Raw genomic sequence first — 15,021 nt, forward strand, 5'->3', positions numbered from 1 at the left:
CGGCCACATCAGGCCCGGCCGAGTCGCACCAGAGCCTCCTCGATCGCATCTGTGCTGCCGGCGAAGCTCAGGCGGATGGTGTGGTGACCACGCACGGTGTCAAAGTCGATGCCGGGCGCGACGGCTACCCCAGTGCGCGCCAACAGGTCCGCACACCACTGCTTGGCATTACCGGTCAGGTGCTCAATATCGGCATACGCGTAGAACGCGCCATCGGGCGGCGCGATCTTGGTAATGCCCGCGTCGGCAAGACCGCTGATGAGCAGCGTCCGGTTCGCCGCATACCGGCGCACATGCCCGTCGAGCTCGACGCGCGCCTCGGGGCTGAACGCCGCCAGCGCACCGTACTGCGAAACAGCCGGCGGGCAGATTGTGAAGTTCGAGGACAGTCTGTCGACGGCACGCAGGAACCGGCGCGGCACCAGCATCCAGCCCAACCGCCAACCCGTCATCGAGAAGTACTTGGACACCGAGCCCATAACCACCGATTCTCGACTGAATTCCCATGCACTGGAAGTCATTTGATCGCCGTAGGACAGCCCGTGGTAGATCTCGTCGGAGATCAGCAGTGTGCCGTTGGCTTCACACCACAGCGCGAGGGCCTCCAGCTCCCTCGCGTCGATGATGGTGCCGGTTGGGTTAGCAGGACTGGCGACGATGAGACCGGCAGGGGGTCGACCTTCCTCCTGCAAAAATGCTTCCAGCATCGCCACCGTCGGCTGGTAACGCGTCTGGAGCCCGCAGTCGATCTCGACAACCCGACAGCCAAGCGCGGCAAGACAATTACGGTATGCGGGGTAACCGGGCCGGGTCATCACGACCGCATCGCCCACATCGAAGGCCGCGAGGAACAACAGCGTGAATCCGCCCGAGGATCCCGTGGTGACGACGACGTCCTGCGCCTCGACCTCGATACCCGAACGCTCGCGGTGGTACCCGGCGATCGCCTCACGCAGTTCCAGCAACCCGAGTGTTTCGGTGTATCCGAGCACCTGCGTGCCGAGAGCCTCTCGGACCGCATCGAGAACCACAGCGGGTGCGCCGGTCGACGGCTGCCCTGCGGCCAGGGAGATCATGTCCCCGTGCGTGCGCTGCCGTGCGGCGGCCGCCGTCAGCACGTCCATGACATAGAACGGCGGAACGTCCGAGCGCCGCGAGAGACCTACCACGGCTGCGACGGTATCGAATATCTGGATCTGGACGGAACCGGCATGATGTCCCCATGCGTGATCTGTCTCGACGCTCCCTGTTCAAGCTCGGCGCGGCAACCGGTGCCGGTGCCGCACTGGCCGGTCTGGGGGCTTTCCCTGCCCATGCCGACGGCGCCATTGCCGCGGGCTCCTTTGTCTCGGCGGCGCGCGGCGGTGTCCGCACCGAATGGCGTATCGCCCGGCCACCCGGGGTAACCGGCCCCATCCGGCCCATCATCGCGCTGCACGGCAAGGGACAGACCGCCGCCGGAGTCATGGAGGGCGGCGTGGAGAACATGCTGGCGCAGGCCGTCACGGCGGGAGCCAAGCCCTTCGCCCTGGTGAGCGTCGATGGCGGCGGCGGTTACTGGCACAAGCGGTCCTCGGGTGAGGACTCCGGGGCGATGGTGCTGGACGAATTCATCCCACTGCTGGCCGAGCAGGGACTCGATACTTCGCGTGTCGCATTTCTGGGCTGGTCGATGGGCGGATACGGCGCCATGCTCCTGGGCTCACGCCTGGGCGCCGGCCGAACTGCCGCCATCACCGCCGTCAGCCCGGCGCTGTGGACGTCCTCCGGTGCCGCCGCACCCGGCGCCTTCGACGGTCCCGAGGACTACGCCGCCAACTCGGTATGGGGGCTGGCCGCACTGAACTCCATTCCGCTGCGCATCGACTGCGGTGACAGCGATCCGTTCTACAGCGCCACCAAGCAGTTCATCGCCCAGCTTCCGACACCACCTGCGGGCGGCTTCAGCCCCGGCGGTCACGATGGCTCGTTCTGGAGCTCACAGATCGGCGCCGAGCTCGCGTGGATGTCGCCGCTGCTCACCGCGTAGGGCTGTTCTCCCGCTGTTGGCTGGACCTCGACGGGTTTGCCATCCGCTGGCATTATCGATCCCGTGACCGAAATGAGCCGACGTCGCCTGTTGCAGATGGGTGCCGCGCTCGGGGCCGGTGCTGCGCTTCTTCCGACGCTCGCGGCACCCGCACGGGCCGCGGCCGATGTCACCAGCGGTTCCTTCATCTCCGAGGCCCGCAGAGGCACTCCCACCGGATGGAAGGTAGCCAGACCACCCGGAGTCGACTGGCCCGTGCGTCCGGTGATCATGTTGCACGGCCGCGACGAGAACGCCGATCGGACCATCTACTGGGGATATGAGCGGATGCTCGGGGATCTGGTCGCCGCCGGGGCGCCGCCCTTCGCGGTCGCCGCGATCGACGGGGGCAACAGCTACTGGCATCCGCATCAGAACGGCGACGACCCCGGCGCGATGATCATCGACGAGTTCCTGCCGATGCTCGCCGAGCAGGAGGGCCTCGACGTCTCTCGGGTGGCCTTCATGGGCTGGTCCGCGGGCGGCTATGGCGCGCTGCTCAACGGTGCGCGTCTGGGCGGACCCCGAACCGCAGCCGTCGCCGCGGTGTCCCCGTCGATATGGCTGTCCTACCCCGAGGCCACCGCTGACGCCTTTGACAACGAGGAGAACTGGGAAGAGAACTCGGTTTTCGGTCGGCCTCAGCTCAACGGGCTGCCGGTGTGGGTGTCGTCCGGCTATGACGACAGGTTCTACACGGCCAGTAAGGTTTTCGCCGAGCAGCTGGCGGCGCCCCCGGCCGGAGATTTCGGTCCGGGCGCACACGAGGGCGGGTACTGGCTGTCGCAGGTCCCACTCGCGCTGGGCTGGATCGCACCGATCCTGGCCGCCTAAAGCCCCGGGTTAGGCGGGATCTCGAAGGTCGTCGAGGGCTCTATAGGCTCCTGAACGCAGCTCATCGTCCACCAATTGGCAACCGACCCCGACCGGCGTCCTTCGCACTGGCGTACTTGTTCCTGCCTGATGGCTTCGAAGTCACGGGTTATGTCGCAGGAGCGGGCCGCCGACTGATGCGCGAATTCGTAGCGGAGAACCAATGCGTCGACCGAAAGGAGCCCGTCACGGCGGGCGAGCTTGTCGGCGAGCACAACATCGTTCTCTGCCATGCCGCGGATGTCCGCCTCCAGAGTCAGTCCATGGTCGGCATGATCGTCCGGCATCAGCGTCCGTAAAGACTCTGCCTCACGCCGCAACGCCGTGCTGAACGCCGAGGCAGCGGGCCCGACCCGCGGGTCCTCCCATGACCACGTGCGATTCCTCGTCAATTTCGAGAAGTCCTCGTACTCGGATTCTGCGCGCTCCGCCACGGCGAAAACGGCCGTACACAACGACAGCTCGTGGATGTACGGGGCCGGCACCGCCTGCGATCGGTTCGACCGCCAGGTGATCACCAACAGCACGATCACGGCGAGCACCAGCGCCACCGCGCCCAGCGCATACCAGTTGCGACGTGCCACCGATCCCCCCTTGCCATCCCCCTAGAGGCTGATACGCCCTTCGGCAGCAGCCAATCCGATATCAGTACGGAAGTGACTGCCGGGCAGGCGAACTGCCTCGATCTTTGCGTAGGCGTCGGCGCGTGCGGCCTGCAGGTCCTTGCCGGTGCCGACAACGGAAAGCACCCGCCCACCCGAGGACACGACGGCCCCGTCTTCCCGACGGGCCGTCCCGGCATGCAGGACACCCTCGGCCTCCGAGCCGGTGATCACATCGCCGGTGCGCGGACGCAGCGGATAGTTCTCGGCGGCCAGCACGACGGTCACGGCACTGCCGTCCTGCCAGCGCAGCGGGCCGAAGTCGGGGAGGGTTCCGGTCGCGGCGGCATTCAGCAGCTGCCCCAGCGGTGATTCCAGCAGCGCTAACACCGCCTGCGTCTCAGGATCACCGAAGCGGCAATTGAATTCGACGACCGAGGGGCCGTTCGAAGTGATCGCCAGGCCGGCGTACAGCACGCCAGAGAATCGACTGCCACGCTTAACAAGTTCAGCGGCAACGGGTTTGAGGATGGTGTTAACAATATCGGTGACGGTCTCATCGGGCAGCCAGGGCAGCGGGCTGTAGGCGCCCATGCCGCCGGTGTTCGGACCGGTGTCGCCGTCACCGACCCGTTTGTGGTCTTGCGCGGGCAGCAGCGGCACCACCGTCTCGCCGTCGACGATGCACAGCAGCGAAACCTCGGGGCCGTCCAGGAAGGACTCCAGCAGCACCGGATGTCCGTCGTCGAGCAGGCTGGCGGCGTGGGCGCGGGCCGCGGCGCGATCATCGGTGACCACCACACCCTTACCCGCGGCCAGCCCGTCATCCTTGACCACCCAGGCCGGCTCGCTCGCGAACCGGTCCAGCGCGGCGTCCAGATGCGCTGGGTTGTCGACGATCTCACTGCGCGCGGTACGCACGCCCGCAGCCGTCATGACGTCCTTGGCGAAGGCCTTGGAACCCTCGATGCGAGCGGCGGCCGCCGAAGGGCCGAAGCACGCGATACCCGCCGCGCGAACAGCGTCACCCACGCCCAGTACCAACGGCACCTCGGGCCCGATCACCACGAGGTCGATGTTGAGCTTGGCGGCCAACGCCGCGACCTCGGCACCGGAGCTGATGTCGACGGCATGCTGTTCGGCCACCGCTGAGGTCCCCGCATTACCCGGGGCTACCGCCAGGTAGTCCACGTGCGGGTCACGCTTCAGGGCGATCAACAGAGCGTGTTCACGGCCACCGGACCCAAGAACCAAGACACGCAAGGACTCCATACGCGTCACCCTATCGGCTTGGGTATGCCTGGCTATGCATCCGGGCGGTATCCCCGCAGTAGCTTGGCAAGCAACTCGTCCCTGCCCGCGACGAGCTCCGGATAGGGACGCAGCGTCTTCACCAGTGCCTCCCCGTCGAACATGTCGGTGATCATGAAGACCAACGTCACCAGCTCCGTGTCGGACAACCGGTCGGTTCCCGGCACCGAGCGCGCCAGCGTGACCATCTGAGCGCCGTACTCGGCGACCGCGACCTGCAAGGTCTCCCGCAGCTGCGTGTCGGTGCGCGCGGCCACCATGAGTTCGTAGAGCACGGCGTTGATGGGCTCCTCCTTGAGCGAGCGCATCACCGCCATTACGTCCTCGAATTCGGTGAGGCGGTCGCCCGCCTCGTCGAACTGTGCGCGCACGGTGGCCAGCTGGCGACGCAGCGTCTCGCGCGCCACCGCGGCCATGAACTCACCGACAGTCGGAAAATGCCGGAACAGCGCCCCGTAGGAGAGCCCGGCCCGCTTCGCGATCCGCTGCACGGAGGCACGCGAATATCCCAGCTCAGCGATGGTGCCGATACCGGATTCGAGCAGCCTCGCGATCGTGGATTCACGGCGCTCGGCCTGGGTGGGACTCACGGGTGCACACTAGAGGAATGCAACTCCAATGTGGCGCCCATCACTAACATTGTGATTGGTTGCCATCTTTTTTAGACTCGCCGTAACACCCAACGAAGGGCAGCCCCCATGAGCGACTACGACCTGATCATTCGCGATGGCCTCTGGTTCGACGGCACCAATTCCGAACCTCGTAGGGCCAACCTCGGTATCAAGGAGGGGCGGGTTGCCACCGTCTCCACCACGCCGCTCGACGAGACCGATTGCCCCGAGGTGATCGATGCCGGCGGCAAGTGGGTTCTGCCTGGGTTCGTCGATATGCACACCCACTACGACGCCGAGGTGCTGCTCAACCCCGGCCTCGATGAGTCGGTGCGCCACGGCGTCACCACCATCGTGTTGGGCTGCTGTTCCATGTCGACCGTCTATGCCAAGCCCGACGACGCCGCCGACTTGTTCAGCCGTGTGGAGGCGGTGCCTCGCAAGCATGTGATCGGCGCGCTCAACGAGTTCCAGGACTGGACCGATCCGGAAAGCTACGTCAAGAAGATCGACGCGCTGCCGCTCGGCCCGAATGTGACCTCTTTCCTTGGGCATTCCGATCTGCGCACCGCCGTCATGGGACTGGGCCGCGCCACCAACAACTGGTCCTTCCCCACCCGCACGGAACTCGACCGCATGGCTGACATGCTCGAAAAGGCACTCGATGCCGGCATGCTGGGGATGTCGGGAATGGACGCCCCGATCGACAAGCTCGATGGGGACCGCTACCGCTCGCGCGCGCTGCCGTCGACCTACGCGTGGTGGCATGAGCGGTGGCGCCTCATCAACGTGCTGCGCAAGCGCGACCGCATCCTGCAGAGCGCCCCGAACATCAACAACCCGGCCACCGCGGTGCTGTTCTTCCTGTCCACGGGAACACGTTTCTTCAAGCGCCGCAAGGCTGTTCCCGTCAGCTTGCTGGTCGCGGCCGACTCCAAGAGCATCAAGGGCGCCAACGTGTTCTTCAGCGCCGCAGCACGAATCGGCAACAAGATCTTCAAGTCCAACGTCAAGTTCCAGCACCTGCCCGTGCCGTTCACGCTGTACTCCGACGGCATCGATCTGCCGGTGTTCGAGGAGTTCGGTGCGGGCACCGCCGCCCTGCACATCAAGGAGCAGCTCGAGCGCAACAAACTGATGGCCGACAAGGCGTATCGCCGCAAATTCCGGCGCGAGTTCGCCATCAAGAAGCACAAGCCAGGCCTGTGGCACAAAGACTTCCACGATGCCGTCATCGTGGAATGCCCCGATGCCTCGCTGATCGGCAAGACCTTCGGTCAGATCGGTGACGAGCGCGGAATCGAGGGACTGGATGCCTTCCTGGACGTCCTGGTCGAGAACGGCGAGAAGAACGTCCGCTGGACGACGACCGTCGGCAACCACCGTCCCAAGGTGCTCGACGAGATGGCCAAGGACCCCAACTTCCAGATGGGCTTCTCCGATGCCGGTGCGCACCTGCGTAATATGGCGTTCTACAACTTCCACCTGCGCTTCCTCAAGCGCATGAACGACGCCCAGAAGGCCGGGAAACCCGTCTTGTCCCTTGGCCACACCGTGCATCGACTCACCGGCGAACTGGCCGACTGGTTCGGGCTGGACGCCGGGCACCTGCGCGAGGGCGACCGTGCCGATTTCGTCATCATCGATCCGGAGAAGCTGGACGGCAGCGTCGATGCCTACAACGAGGCGCAGGCTCCATTCTTCGACAACCTGTCTCGCATGGTGAACCGCAATGACGAGACCGTCATTGCCACCGCGGTCGGCGGCAAGGTGGTGTTCCGTCTCGGTGAGTTCATCGAGGGGTACGGGCACGATCTGCAGACCGGCCGGTATCTGAAGGCCGGTGAGAAACTCGCGGTCCGATGAGCGCGGCGACACGCCTGTCGACGTTCACCAATGACGGGCTGACCTTCGACGTCATCGACGAGGGCCCGCTCGACGGACCGGTGATCGTTGCTCTGCACGGTTTTCCCGAGCGCGCAGACAGCTGGAGCGGTGTAATCCCGATCCTCACCGCCGCCGGGTTTCGGGTGCTGGCCCCGGACCAGCGGGGCTACTCCCCCGGTGCCCGCCCTAAAGGCATACGGAATTACACACTCGACAAGCTAGCCGGCGACATCCTGGCACTTGCCGATCAGGCCGAAGTACCGAAATTCCATGTGCTGGGACATGACTGGGGCGCTGCGGTCGCCTGGGAACTAGCCGGGCAGCATGCCGACCGCGTGATCACCGCATCCATCCTCTCGGTGCCACATCCGCGGGCGTTTCTCGCCGCCTTGCCGCGCGGGCAGATTCTGAAGTCTTGGTACATGCTCTTCTTCCAGATCCCCTGGCTACCGGAACGACAGACCACAGGGAACGGCCTGCTCGTCCGCAAGTTGGCACGAGATATGAGGCTCAGCGACGCCAAGGTCCAGGAAACACTGGAATTGGCACGCGAGCCTGGCGCCGCCACCGCGACCATCAATTGGTACCGCGCTATGCGGTATGCCAAGCCGTCCGGTCCTGGGCAGGTCCAGATCCCGACCTTGTATGTATGGAGCACCGACGATGCGGCGCTGGGTCGCAGGGCCGCCGAAAATACCGCCAAATACGTCGACGGGCCTTATCGGTTCGAGGTGTTCGATGGTGTCTCCCACTGGATCGCAGCGGAACGACCGAGCGAAACTGCGGCTCTAGTGCTGGAACACATTAAGGCGCATACAAATCGGGTCGCGGGACTATAGGTCCACCACGATCCGGGCGCCCGCCGATGTCGCCCGGGAAACGCAGACCAGCATGTGGCCCGCCGCTCGCTGTTGCTCGGTGAGGGTTCCATCACGATGCTCTACCTCACCGGACAGCACGCGCTGTATGCACGTCCCGCAGAACCCTTGTTGGCAGGAATACCCGATGTTAGGCCGCGCGACCCGCAACGCGGCCAACACAGTCTGCTGCGGTGCGACAGCCAGTACGTCTCCGGTACGTGCCAACTCCACCTCGAACGCCATACCGTCAGCGACAGGTAGCGGCGAGAATCGCTCGGTGTGTAGCTCGACGCCCAGCGGGATTGCTCGAATCACCGACTGCGCCATCAGTGGCGGACCGCACACATAGACAGCCGTTCTTCTGTCAAACCCGCCGAGAAGCTCACCGGCACAGGGCAATCCACCCTGATCATCGGTGCGCACCCGCACCTTGTCTCCGAACGCAAGCAGTTCGTCCACGAACGGCAAGCTGCCTCGATGCCGACCGGTGTAACACAAGGTCCAGGGCACACCCAGCTGCTCGGCCACCCGGATCATCGGCAAGATCGGTGTGATGCCGATGCCTCCGGCGATGAAGTGCAGACTTGTGGCACGCGACGACACTCCGGGCAACGCCAGCATAAAGGCATTGCGGGGGCCACTGATGTCGATTCGATGACCTGCGGCCAGCCTATGTACCTCCACGGACCCACCGCCTCCATTCTCGATGCGGCGCACTGCGATTCGATACTCTAGCGGTTGCAGTGGATCACCGCATAAGGAGTACTGGCGTATTCGCCCCGACGGCAGGTGGACATCGATGTGCGCCCCCGGATGCCAACTCGGCAACGGTTCGTCATCGTCGGCTACAAGCGTCAGCTGTACAACATCCGAATCACCGGCAAGCACCCTACGATCCACCACTCGTACCGTTCGTCGGTTTGTGACGCACGGAAGCTCGGGCAGTTCACGATCGCCGCCAAGACGCATCACCAACGACACAAAGTGCGGAACTGCCGCACCCGCTAAACGGATCAAGGCGTCAGGGCGGGTGTCCCGGTAGAGCCCAGGGGGCGGCTCGCCCGTGTACGGCTTGAGTAAACCTCTTGCGAGCCGTGACAATCGGCCCTTAGTCATGGAGAAGGCGTGCCGCCGGGGACGTGGCCAGATAGGCGACCGCCTGCGCAGTGCTGCCCTCATCCACCGGGCTGTAGTCGCGTTTGAGCAGCCGGAGTCCGCTGCGAGCTATGTATCCGGCAGCGGGCACCGCACCCCGCCGCCCGGAAGCGCGTAGCTTCCACAAAAGCCGGATGTAGCCGATATTTGGCAACACCGGATCTTCGTGGACAAGAAACCTGGTGCCGCGCAGCAGCATTACGAAGAAGACAACGCTAACCATGACCCCCGACACGACTTGGGCGAGATAGTCCATGCCGAAATACTTCGCCACGTTGTACGAGACGTGCCGGTGTTCCACTTCTTCGGCTCCATGCCACCGGTACAGGTCGCACAACATCGGGTCGGCGTTCATTTCGCCCCATGAGTTGTTCAGTGCCCAATGACCCAGCACACCGGTGTAATGCTCTGCGGCACATAGCGCGTGGGTTCCGGAGGCCAGCGCCTTACGCCGGTTCGTCTTATTCGCCCGCGCGGAACGATGGCCGTATTGGGCCACGACCCACTCCAGCTGACGCGTGAACGGCACCGGATCGATCCCATGCCGGCGCACATAGTCGACCAAGACTTCATCATGCGTCTTCGCATGCACTGCTTCCTGTCCGATAAAGCCGACAATCTCCTCGCGCAGGTGCTCGTCTCGCACGTATTCCAGCGCATCGGATAACAACGCGCTGAACCAGCGCTCAGCCACCGGCAGGAACAAATTGAGCGCCGTCACGACATGCGATGCGTACGGATCGCCAGGAATCCAGTGCAGCGGCGAGGCTCCCCAGTCAAAATGGACATTTCGTGGGCGCAGCGCCACTTCCTCGGGAGCAAACCTATCGGTCGCCATTGACACTCCTCACCGACAACGTGCGCAAACTACACCGATCGAGCCGACGTTCTTGCGCTTTGGGAGTAATTCGATGCCAACGGCCCTCTGGACGGGTGTCTGTTGCGTCGGTTTTCACAAAGATCTCGCCGATGGATGGGAGACCCAACCGGCCGAGCACACACCACAGCGACTATCCCGACTGCAGTACCGCCGCCGCGTCCTGCAGGCCGCGGATCGCTGCGGCAATCGCCGGACGGTGCTGGGCACCGGGACGGACCAGCACCTCGTAGAGCCGTCCCGCCCGGACCTCGCGGATGACCAGGCGTGCCACCCGCGGACTCCGGCTCACGTATCGCGGCATCAGCGCGATGCCATGGCCGTGCGCCACCATATCCTCGACGATCTGGAAATCCTTGAAACGGAACCGGACTCGGGGTCGAATACCCGCCGACACTCCGAGTGAGACCAGCACATCGTCCACCGGAAATCCCTCCGGGACACTGATCCAGGTCTCGTCGGCCAACTCGGACGGAGTCACCGATCCTCGCCCCGCCAGCGGATGATTCTTGTGCACCAGCAGATCGATGGGCTCACGCATCAGCGTCATCGACCACACCCGTGCAGAGCTCAGCACGGCGGCCCGCTCGTCACGGTGGGTGACGACAATGTCGTACTCGGTCAACAACCCGGGAGCCTCGCTGTACGTCACGTCCTCGTCTGCCGGACGCACATCGACCTCACCGGCCACCGCGGCCACCAGCCTGGGCAGCAGCAGGCTCCCACCGGACGGGAACGACGCGATCCGCACGATCGGCTGTGTCCCCTCCCGATACGCCACCATCTCCTCGGCCGCGCGGTCGACGGCGGCAATCACCTCGTCGGCCCGCAGTACCAGCGCGCGACCTGCCTCGGTAAGAGCGATACCCCGCCCGTCCTGCCGCAATAGCGGCACACCGGCCTCCCGTGCCAAAACCTTCAACTGCTGCGACACCGCCGAGGGGGTGAGCCTCATCGCGTCCGCCACCTCGCCGACGGTGCCGCGATCGGCAAATTCTCGGAGAATCCGCAGGCGGCGCGCATCCATGAAGGAAATCTACATCAATAGTGCACATTAATTAGATTGTGCTAAATCGATTGGATACGCAGGATCAACGGCATGACAACCCGGCACCGTCTCCTCGGACTGACAGTTGCAGTGTTGTGGGGCCTGAACTTCGTGGCGATCCACGCTGGGCTCGAGCATTTCCCGCCGATCTTCTTCGCCGGACTGCGGTTCGCGGTGCTGGCGATCCCGGTGATCCTGTTCGTGCCCCTGCCACGAGTACCGCTGCGATGGTTCCTGCTGTACGGGATCGGCTTCGGCACCGTTCAGTTCGCGTTCCTGTTCCTGGCCATGGCGAACGGGATGCCGACAGGGCTCGCTTCCTTGGTGTTGCAGGCCTCGGCGCCGTTCACGGTGATCCTCGGCGTGCTGCTACTCGGCGAACGGATGTCGCGTCTGCAGGTCGCGGGGATCACCCTCGCGGTCGGCGGCATGGCTCTCATCGCCGCCGATCGGGCCGTGCATGGGGCCTCTGCCGCCGTGGTGCCGGTAATCCTGACGCTGCTCGGCGCCCTCGGCTGGGCGTTCGGCAACATCGCGAGCCGAAAAGCCATGGCAGACAACAGCGATCCGCACACGCCCATGCGGTTGACCCTGTGGATGTCGGTGGTACCGCCGATCCCGCTGTTCGCGCTCTCGGCGTTCACCGAAGGGCCGTCGGCCGGATGGCACTCGCTGACGTCACTCGGCGAGCGCAGCGGGCTCATCGCCCTCGGCGGCCTGGCGTACATCGTGCTGCTGGCCACCATCGTCGGCCTGGGCCTGTGGACGTACCTGATGGGCCGCTACCCCGCCAGCCGGGTGGCACCGTTCTCGCTGCTGGTTCCGGTCGTCGGTATCACCGCTTCGTGGCTGGCACTCGGCGAGCGCCCCACCGCGATGGAACTCCTCGGGGCGGCGGTGGTGATCACCGGATGCCTGATCGGCATGACTGCGCGCCCCGTCGCCACGGCCGATGCCGATACCGATACCAGCGACGCGCACGACCCCGTGCCCCTCGAACTGTCCGCGACCTGCGCCTCGCGAACGGCCCACTAACCTATGGGCATGTCGAGTGTGTTCACGAAGATCATCAACGGAGAGCTGCCCGGTCGGTTCGTCTATGAGGACGAGGATGTCGTCGCGTTCCTCACCATCGCGCCGATCACCCAGGGCCACACCCTGGTGGTGCCGCGCGCCGAGATCGACCAGTGGCAGGACATCGACGCGGCCGTCTTCGCGAAGGTCAACCTCGTCGCGCAACGCGTCGGCCGCGCCATCCGTAAAGCCTTCGACGCCCCACGCGCCGGCTACATCATCGCCGGGATGGAGGTGCCCCATCTGCATGTGCACGTCTTCCCGGGTTTCACGCTGACCGATTTCAGCTTCGAAAACGCCGATTCCAATGCCTCGGCGGAATCCCTCGACGAGGCGCAGGCGAAGATCAAGGCTGCGCTGGCTGAGATCGACTAGTCCGCACGATCTTTGGCGCCGTCGCGGTGGTGTCCAGGTCGTCCGGTCCGGCGTCGTCGTCGGTCATGTCGGCGCGCGGCAGCCGCACCTCGAATCGGCAGCCCGCACCCGGCGCGGTGTGCACGGTGACCGTGCCGTCGTGTGCGGCGGTGAGGGCATCAACGATCGACAGCCCCAGCCCCGTGCCGCCGCTGCTGCGGGTACGTGACGTGTCCGCGCGATAGAACCGCTCGAAGACGCGTTCGGCATCAGTCTTCGTCATGCCTGGTCCCGCGTCGATGACCTCCAGGACGGCGTCATCTCCCTCGGTGCCCACCCGAACCCGGACGGCCGCGGTGGTGTGCCCGAGCGCGTTACTCACCAAATTGCCCAGCACCTGACGCAACCTCAGTTCGTCTCCGATGACCTCCGGGGTCCCTGGCCCATCGAAGACTTCCAGTTCCACATCACGTTCGGGCGCAGTGGCTTTCGCGTCGTGCACGGCGTCGGTGGCCAGCACCAGCAGGTCGACGAGGCGCTGTTCCATGGGCCGATGTGCGTCCAATCGCGCCAAGAGCAGCAGGTCCTCCACGAGCTGACCCATGCGGGTCGACTCGCCTTCGATACGGCCAAGCACCAGCTCGATATCGGTGGCCGCGCCCTGGCGGTAGAGCTCGGCGTAGCCGCGGATGGTGGTCAGGGGTGTGCGCAATTCATGGCTGGCATCGGTGATGAACCGGCGCATGCGCTCCTCAGAGGTGCGGGCCGTCTTCGCGGACTTCTGCGAGTCGGCCACCGCACGCTGAATCTGCGCCAGCATTCCATTGAGCGCCAACGATAATCGGCCCACCTCGGTGCGCGGGTCGCGTTCGGGCACCCGTCGATCGAGATGGCCCGCGGCGATATCGGCGGCCGTCGCCTCCACCTCGGCCAGCGGCCGCAGACTGCGGTGCACCAACCAATATCCGGCAATACCAAGCACAGTCAGCACGGCGGCCCCTATGGCCACCTGCAACCACAACAGGTCCCGGGCCGTAGTGCGCACATCGGTGATGTCGCGGGCGACGGTGGTGTACCCGCCCATCGCGTCGTGGCGGGACACCGCACGCCACTCGGTGGTGCCGTCGGCAGAGCGCACCGTCACGGGACGGCCGCCCACATCATTGTCGAACGGCAGGTCCGGATCGGCCCGGGCACGGTCATTGAGCATGATGACCACCCGCCCGCGGTCATCGGTGGTGCGGATGAAGAACAAGGACGGCGGCCGATGCCGGTTGGTGTCGAAAGTCGGCGGCGGCGGAGGGGGCCGATTCGCCCACCCATTAGCGGCGTCGATCAGCTCCCGATCGGCGCGGTTCATCATGGTGCGCTGCATGGTGGTAGTCACCGCGATGCCAGATGCCACCAACCCCAGCGCGACCAGAACCAACGTTCCGACCACGAGGCTCACCCGCAGCGGTACACCCCGACGAACGCCGGGGCGGGTACTCACCGCGGCTCGCGCAATACGTATCCCACGCCACGAAGCGTATGCAACAAACGCTTCTCACCGTTGTCGATCTTGCGCCGCAGATACGAGACGTAGGACTCGACGACGTTCACGTCGCCACCAAAGTCATAACGCCACACATGGTCGAGGATCTTGGGCTTACTGAGCACGGTGCCCGCGTTGATCATGAAATACCGCAGCAGCGTGAACTCGGTGGGCGAGAGCGCGACGGGCTCGCCGGTCTTCCACACCTCGTGGGTGTCCTCGTCGAGCTCGATATCGGCGAAGCTAAGCCGCGACTTGCGAGCGGGCTCCGAGCCCATCCCGGAACGGCGCAGGATGACGCGTAGCCGGGCCACCACCTCTTCGAGGCTGAACGGTTTGGTGACGTAGTCATCGGCGCCCAGCGTCAGCCCGGCGATCTTGTCCTGCAGTCCGTCACGCGCGGTGAGGAAAAGCGTCGGAGCATCGATACCGTCGGCGCGCAGACGCCGCAGCACGCCAAACCCGTCCATCCCGGGCATCATCACATCGAGGATCACCGCATCGGGGCGAACCGTGCGGGCCAGATCCAGCGCGGCAGCCCCGCTATCGGCGGTATAGACGTCAAACCCCTGGAATTTGAGACTGACCGAGAGCAGCTCGACGATGTTCGACTCATCGTCGACCACCAGCACCTTGGCGGGCGTGGTGCCGTTGACGGGAAACGTTCCTTGGTGTGTCTCAGTCGTGATGCTCACCTCCGACAATCTTCCCCTCAAAATTTACGGTGCGCTGGATCTTCGCTGTGAGGTTCCTGTGAGTTCTTCACA

At 65.0% G+C, this 15,021-nt stretch carries 15 protein-coding genes; 6 read left to right on the forward strand and 9 right to left on the reverse strand.

What is annotated here, in order from left to right:
* Positions 1-8: 8 nt before the first annotated feature.
* Positions 9-1,124, reverse strand: coding sequence for a pyridoxal phosphate-dependent aminotransferase (locus AOT83_RS20045; RefSeq protein WP_234797653.1), 1,116 nt, complete (start codon positions 1,122-1,124; stop codon positions 9-11).
* Positions 1,125-1,222: 98 nt separating this feature from the next.
* Here AOT83_RS20045 and AOT83_RS20050 point away from each other — a divergent pair, with 98 nt between their 5' ends.
* Both AOT83_RS20050 and AOT83_RS20055 read left to right on the forward strand, forming a co-directional pair.
* Positions 1,223-2,029, forward strand: a complete 807-nt coding sequence (locus AOT83_RS20050; RefSeq protein WP_030094193.1) for a hypothetical protein — start codon at positions 1,223-1,225, stop codon at positions 2,027-2,029.
* Positions 2,030-2,092: 63 nt separating this feature from the next.
* Entirely contained in the window at positions 2,093-2,902 is an 810-nt protein-coding gene (locus AOT83_RS20055; RefSeq protein ID WP_030094192.1) for an alpha/beta hydrolase, read from the forward strand.
* Here the strand turns inward: AOT83_RS20055 and AOT83_RS20060 are convergent.
* Genes AOT83_RS20060 through AOT83_RS20070 form a run of 3 tightly spaced genes read right to left on the reverse strand, consistent with a single transcriptional unit; the run spans position 2,899 to position 5,444 of the window.
* Positions 2,899-3,525: a hypothetical protein gene (locus AOT83_RS20060; RefSeq protein WP_057965220.1), complete on the reverse strand. Its 627-nt coding sequence runs from the start codon at positions 3,523-3,525 to the stop codon at positions 2,899-2,901. The two genes, AOT83_RS20055 and AOT83_RS20060, sit on opposite strands and share 4 nt — an antisense overlap.
* A 21-nt stretch (positions 3,526-3,546) precedes the next feature.
* Positions 3,547-4,806, reverse strand: a complete 1,260-nt coding sequence (gene purD / locus AOT83_RS20065; protein WP_057965234.1) for a phosphoribosylamine--glycine ligase — start codon at positions 4,804-4,806, stop codon at positions 3,547-3,549.
* Between the two features lie 41 nt (positions 4,807-4,847).
* Positions 4,848-5,444 (reverse strand): TetR/AcrR family transcriptional regulator, encoded by a 597-nt coding sequence (locus AOT83_RS20070; RefSeq protein ID WP_057965221.1) that lies wholly within the window; start codon positions 5,442-5,444, stop codon positions 4,848-4,850.
* Between the two features lie 108 nt (positions 5,445-5,552).
* Here AOT83_RS20070 and AOT83_RS20075 point away from each other — a divergent pair, with 108 nt between their 5' ends.
* Positions 5,553-7,331, forward strand: a complete 1,779-nt coding sequence (locus AOT83_RS20075) for an amidohydrolase family protein (RefSeq protein WP_057965222.1) — start codon at positions 5,553-5,555, stop codon at positions 7,329-7,331.
* The gene (locus AOT83_RS20080) at positions 7,328-8,191 is read left to right on the forward strand and encodes an alpha/beta fold hydrolase (RefSeq protein ID WP_030094187.1); all 864 of its coding nucleotides are present in this window, start codon (positions 7,328-7,330) and stop codon (positions 8,189-8,191) included. The genes AOT83_RS20075 and AOT83_RS20080 overlap by 4 nt, the downstream gene beginning before the upstream one ends.
* On the opposite strand, the gene AOT83_RS28235 is transcribed toward AOT83_RS20080, so the two are convergent.
* The 3 genes from AOT83_RS28235 to AOT83_RS20095 all read right to left on the reverse strand — a co-directional run bounded on the left by AOT83_RS28235 (position 8,186) and on the right by AOT83_RS20095 (position 11,271).
* A complete protein-coding gene (locus AOT83_RS28235; protein ID WP_234797644.1) occupies positions 8,186-8,896 on the reverse strand; it encodes an iron-sulfur cluster-binding domain-containing protein in 711 nt (236 codons plus the stop codon). The two genes, AOT83_RS20080 and AOT83_RS28235, sit on opposite strands and share 6 nt — an antisense overlap.
* A gap of 424 nt (positions 8,897-9,320) precedes the next feature.
* Entirely contained in the window at positions 9,321-10,205 is an 885-nt protein-coding gene (locus AOT83_RS20090; protein WP_057965224.1) for a metal-dependent hydrolase, read from the reverse strand.
* Between the two features lie 172 nt (positions 10,206-10,377).
* Positions 10,378-11,271 carry a LysR family transcriptional regulator gene (locus AOT83_RS20095; RefSeq protein ID WP_030094184.1) on the reverse strand — a complete coding sequence of 298 codons (894 nt, stop codon included), beginning with the start codon at positions 11,269-11,271 and terminating at the stop codon, positions 10,378-10,380.
* 72 nt (positions 11,272-11,343) lie between these two features.
* On the opposite strand from AOT83_RS20095, the gene AOT83_RS20100 reads away from it, so the two are divergent.
* Positions 11,344-12,327, forward strand: a complete 984-nt coding sequence (locus AOT83_RS20100; protein WP_030094183.1) for an EamA family transporter — start codon at positions 11,344-11,346, stop codon at positions 12,325-12,327.
* 9 nt (positions 12,328-12,336) lie between these two features.
* Entirely contained in the window at positions 12,337-12,741 is a 405-nt protein-coding gene (locus AOT83_RS20105) for an HIT family protein (protein ID WP_030094182.1), read from the forward strand.
* Here AOT83_RS20105 and AOT83_RS20110 read toward each other — a convergent pair.
* Both AOT83_RS20110 and AOT83_RS20115 read right to left on the reverse strand, forming a co-directional pair.
* Positions 12,713-14,233 (reverse strand): HAMP domain-containing sensor histidine kinase, encoded by a 1,521-nt coding sequence (locus AOT83_RS20110; RefSeq protein ID WP_272936927.1) that lies wholly within the window; start codon positions 14,231-14,233, stop codon positions 12,713-12,715. The genes AOT83_RS20105 and AOT83_RS20110 overlap by 29 nt on opposite strands.
* Positions 14,209-14,949 (reverse strand): response regulator transcription factor, encoded by a 741-nt coding sequence (locus AOT83_RS20115; protein WP_272909190.1) that lies wholly within the window; start codon positions 14,947-14,949, stop codon positions 14,209-14,211. The genes AOT83_RS20110 and AOT83_RS20115 overlap by 25 nt, the downstream gene beginning before the upstream one ends.
* Positions 14,950-15,021: the final 72 nt, after the last annotated feature.

It is taken from the genome of Mycobacteroides sp. H001 (genome assembly GCF_001440005.1).
Taxonomy (GTDB): domain Bacteria; phylum Actinomycetota; class Actinomycetes; order Mycobacteriales; family Mycobacteriaceae; genus Mycobacterium; species Mycobacterium gwanakae.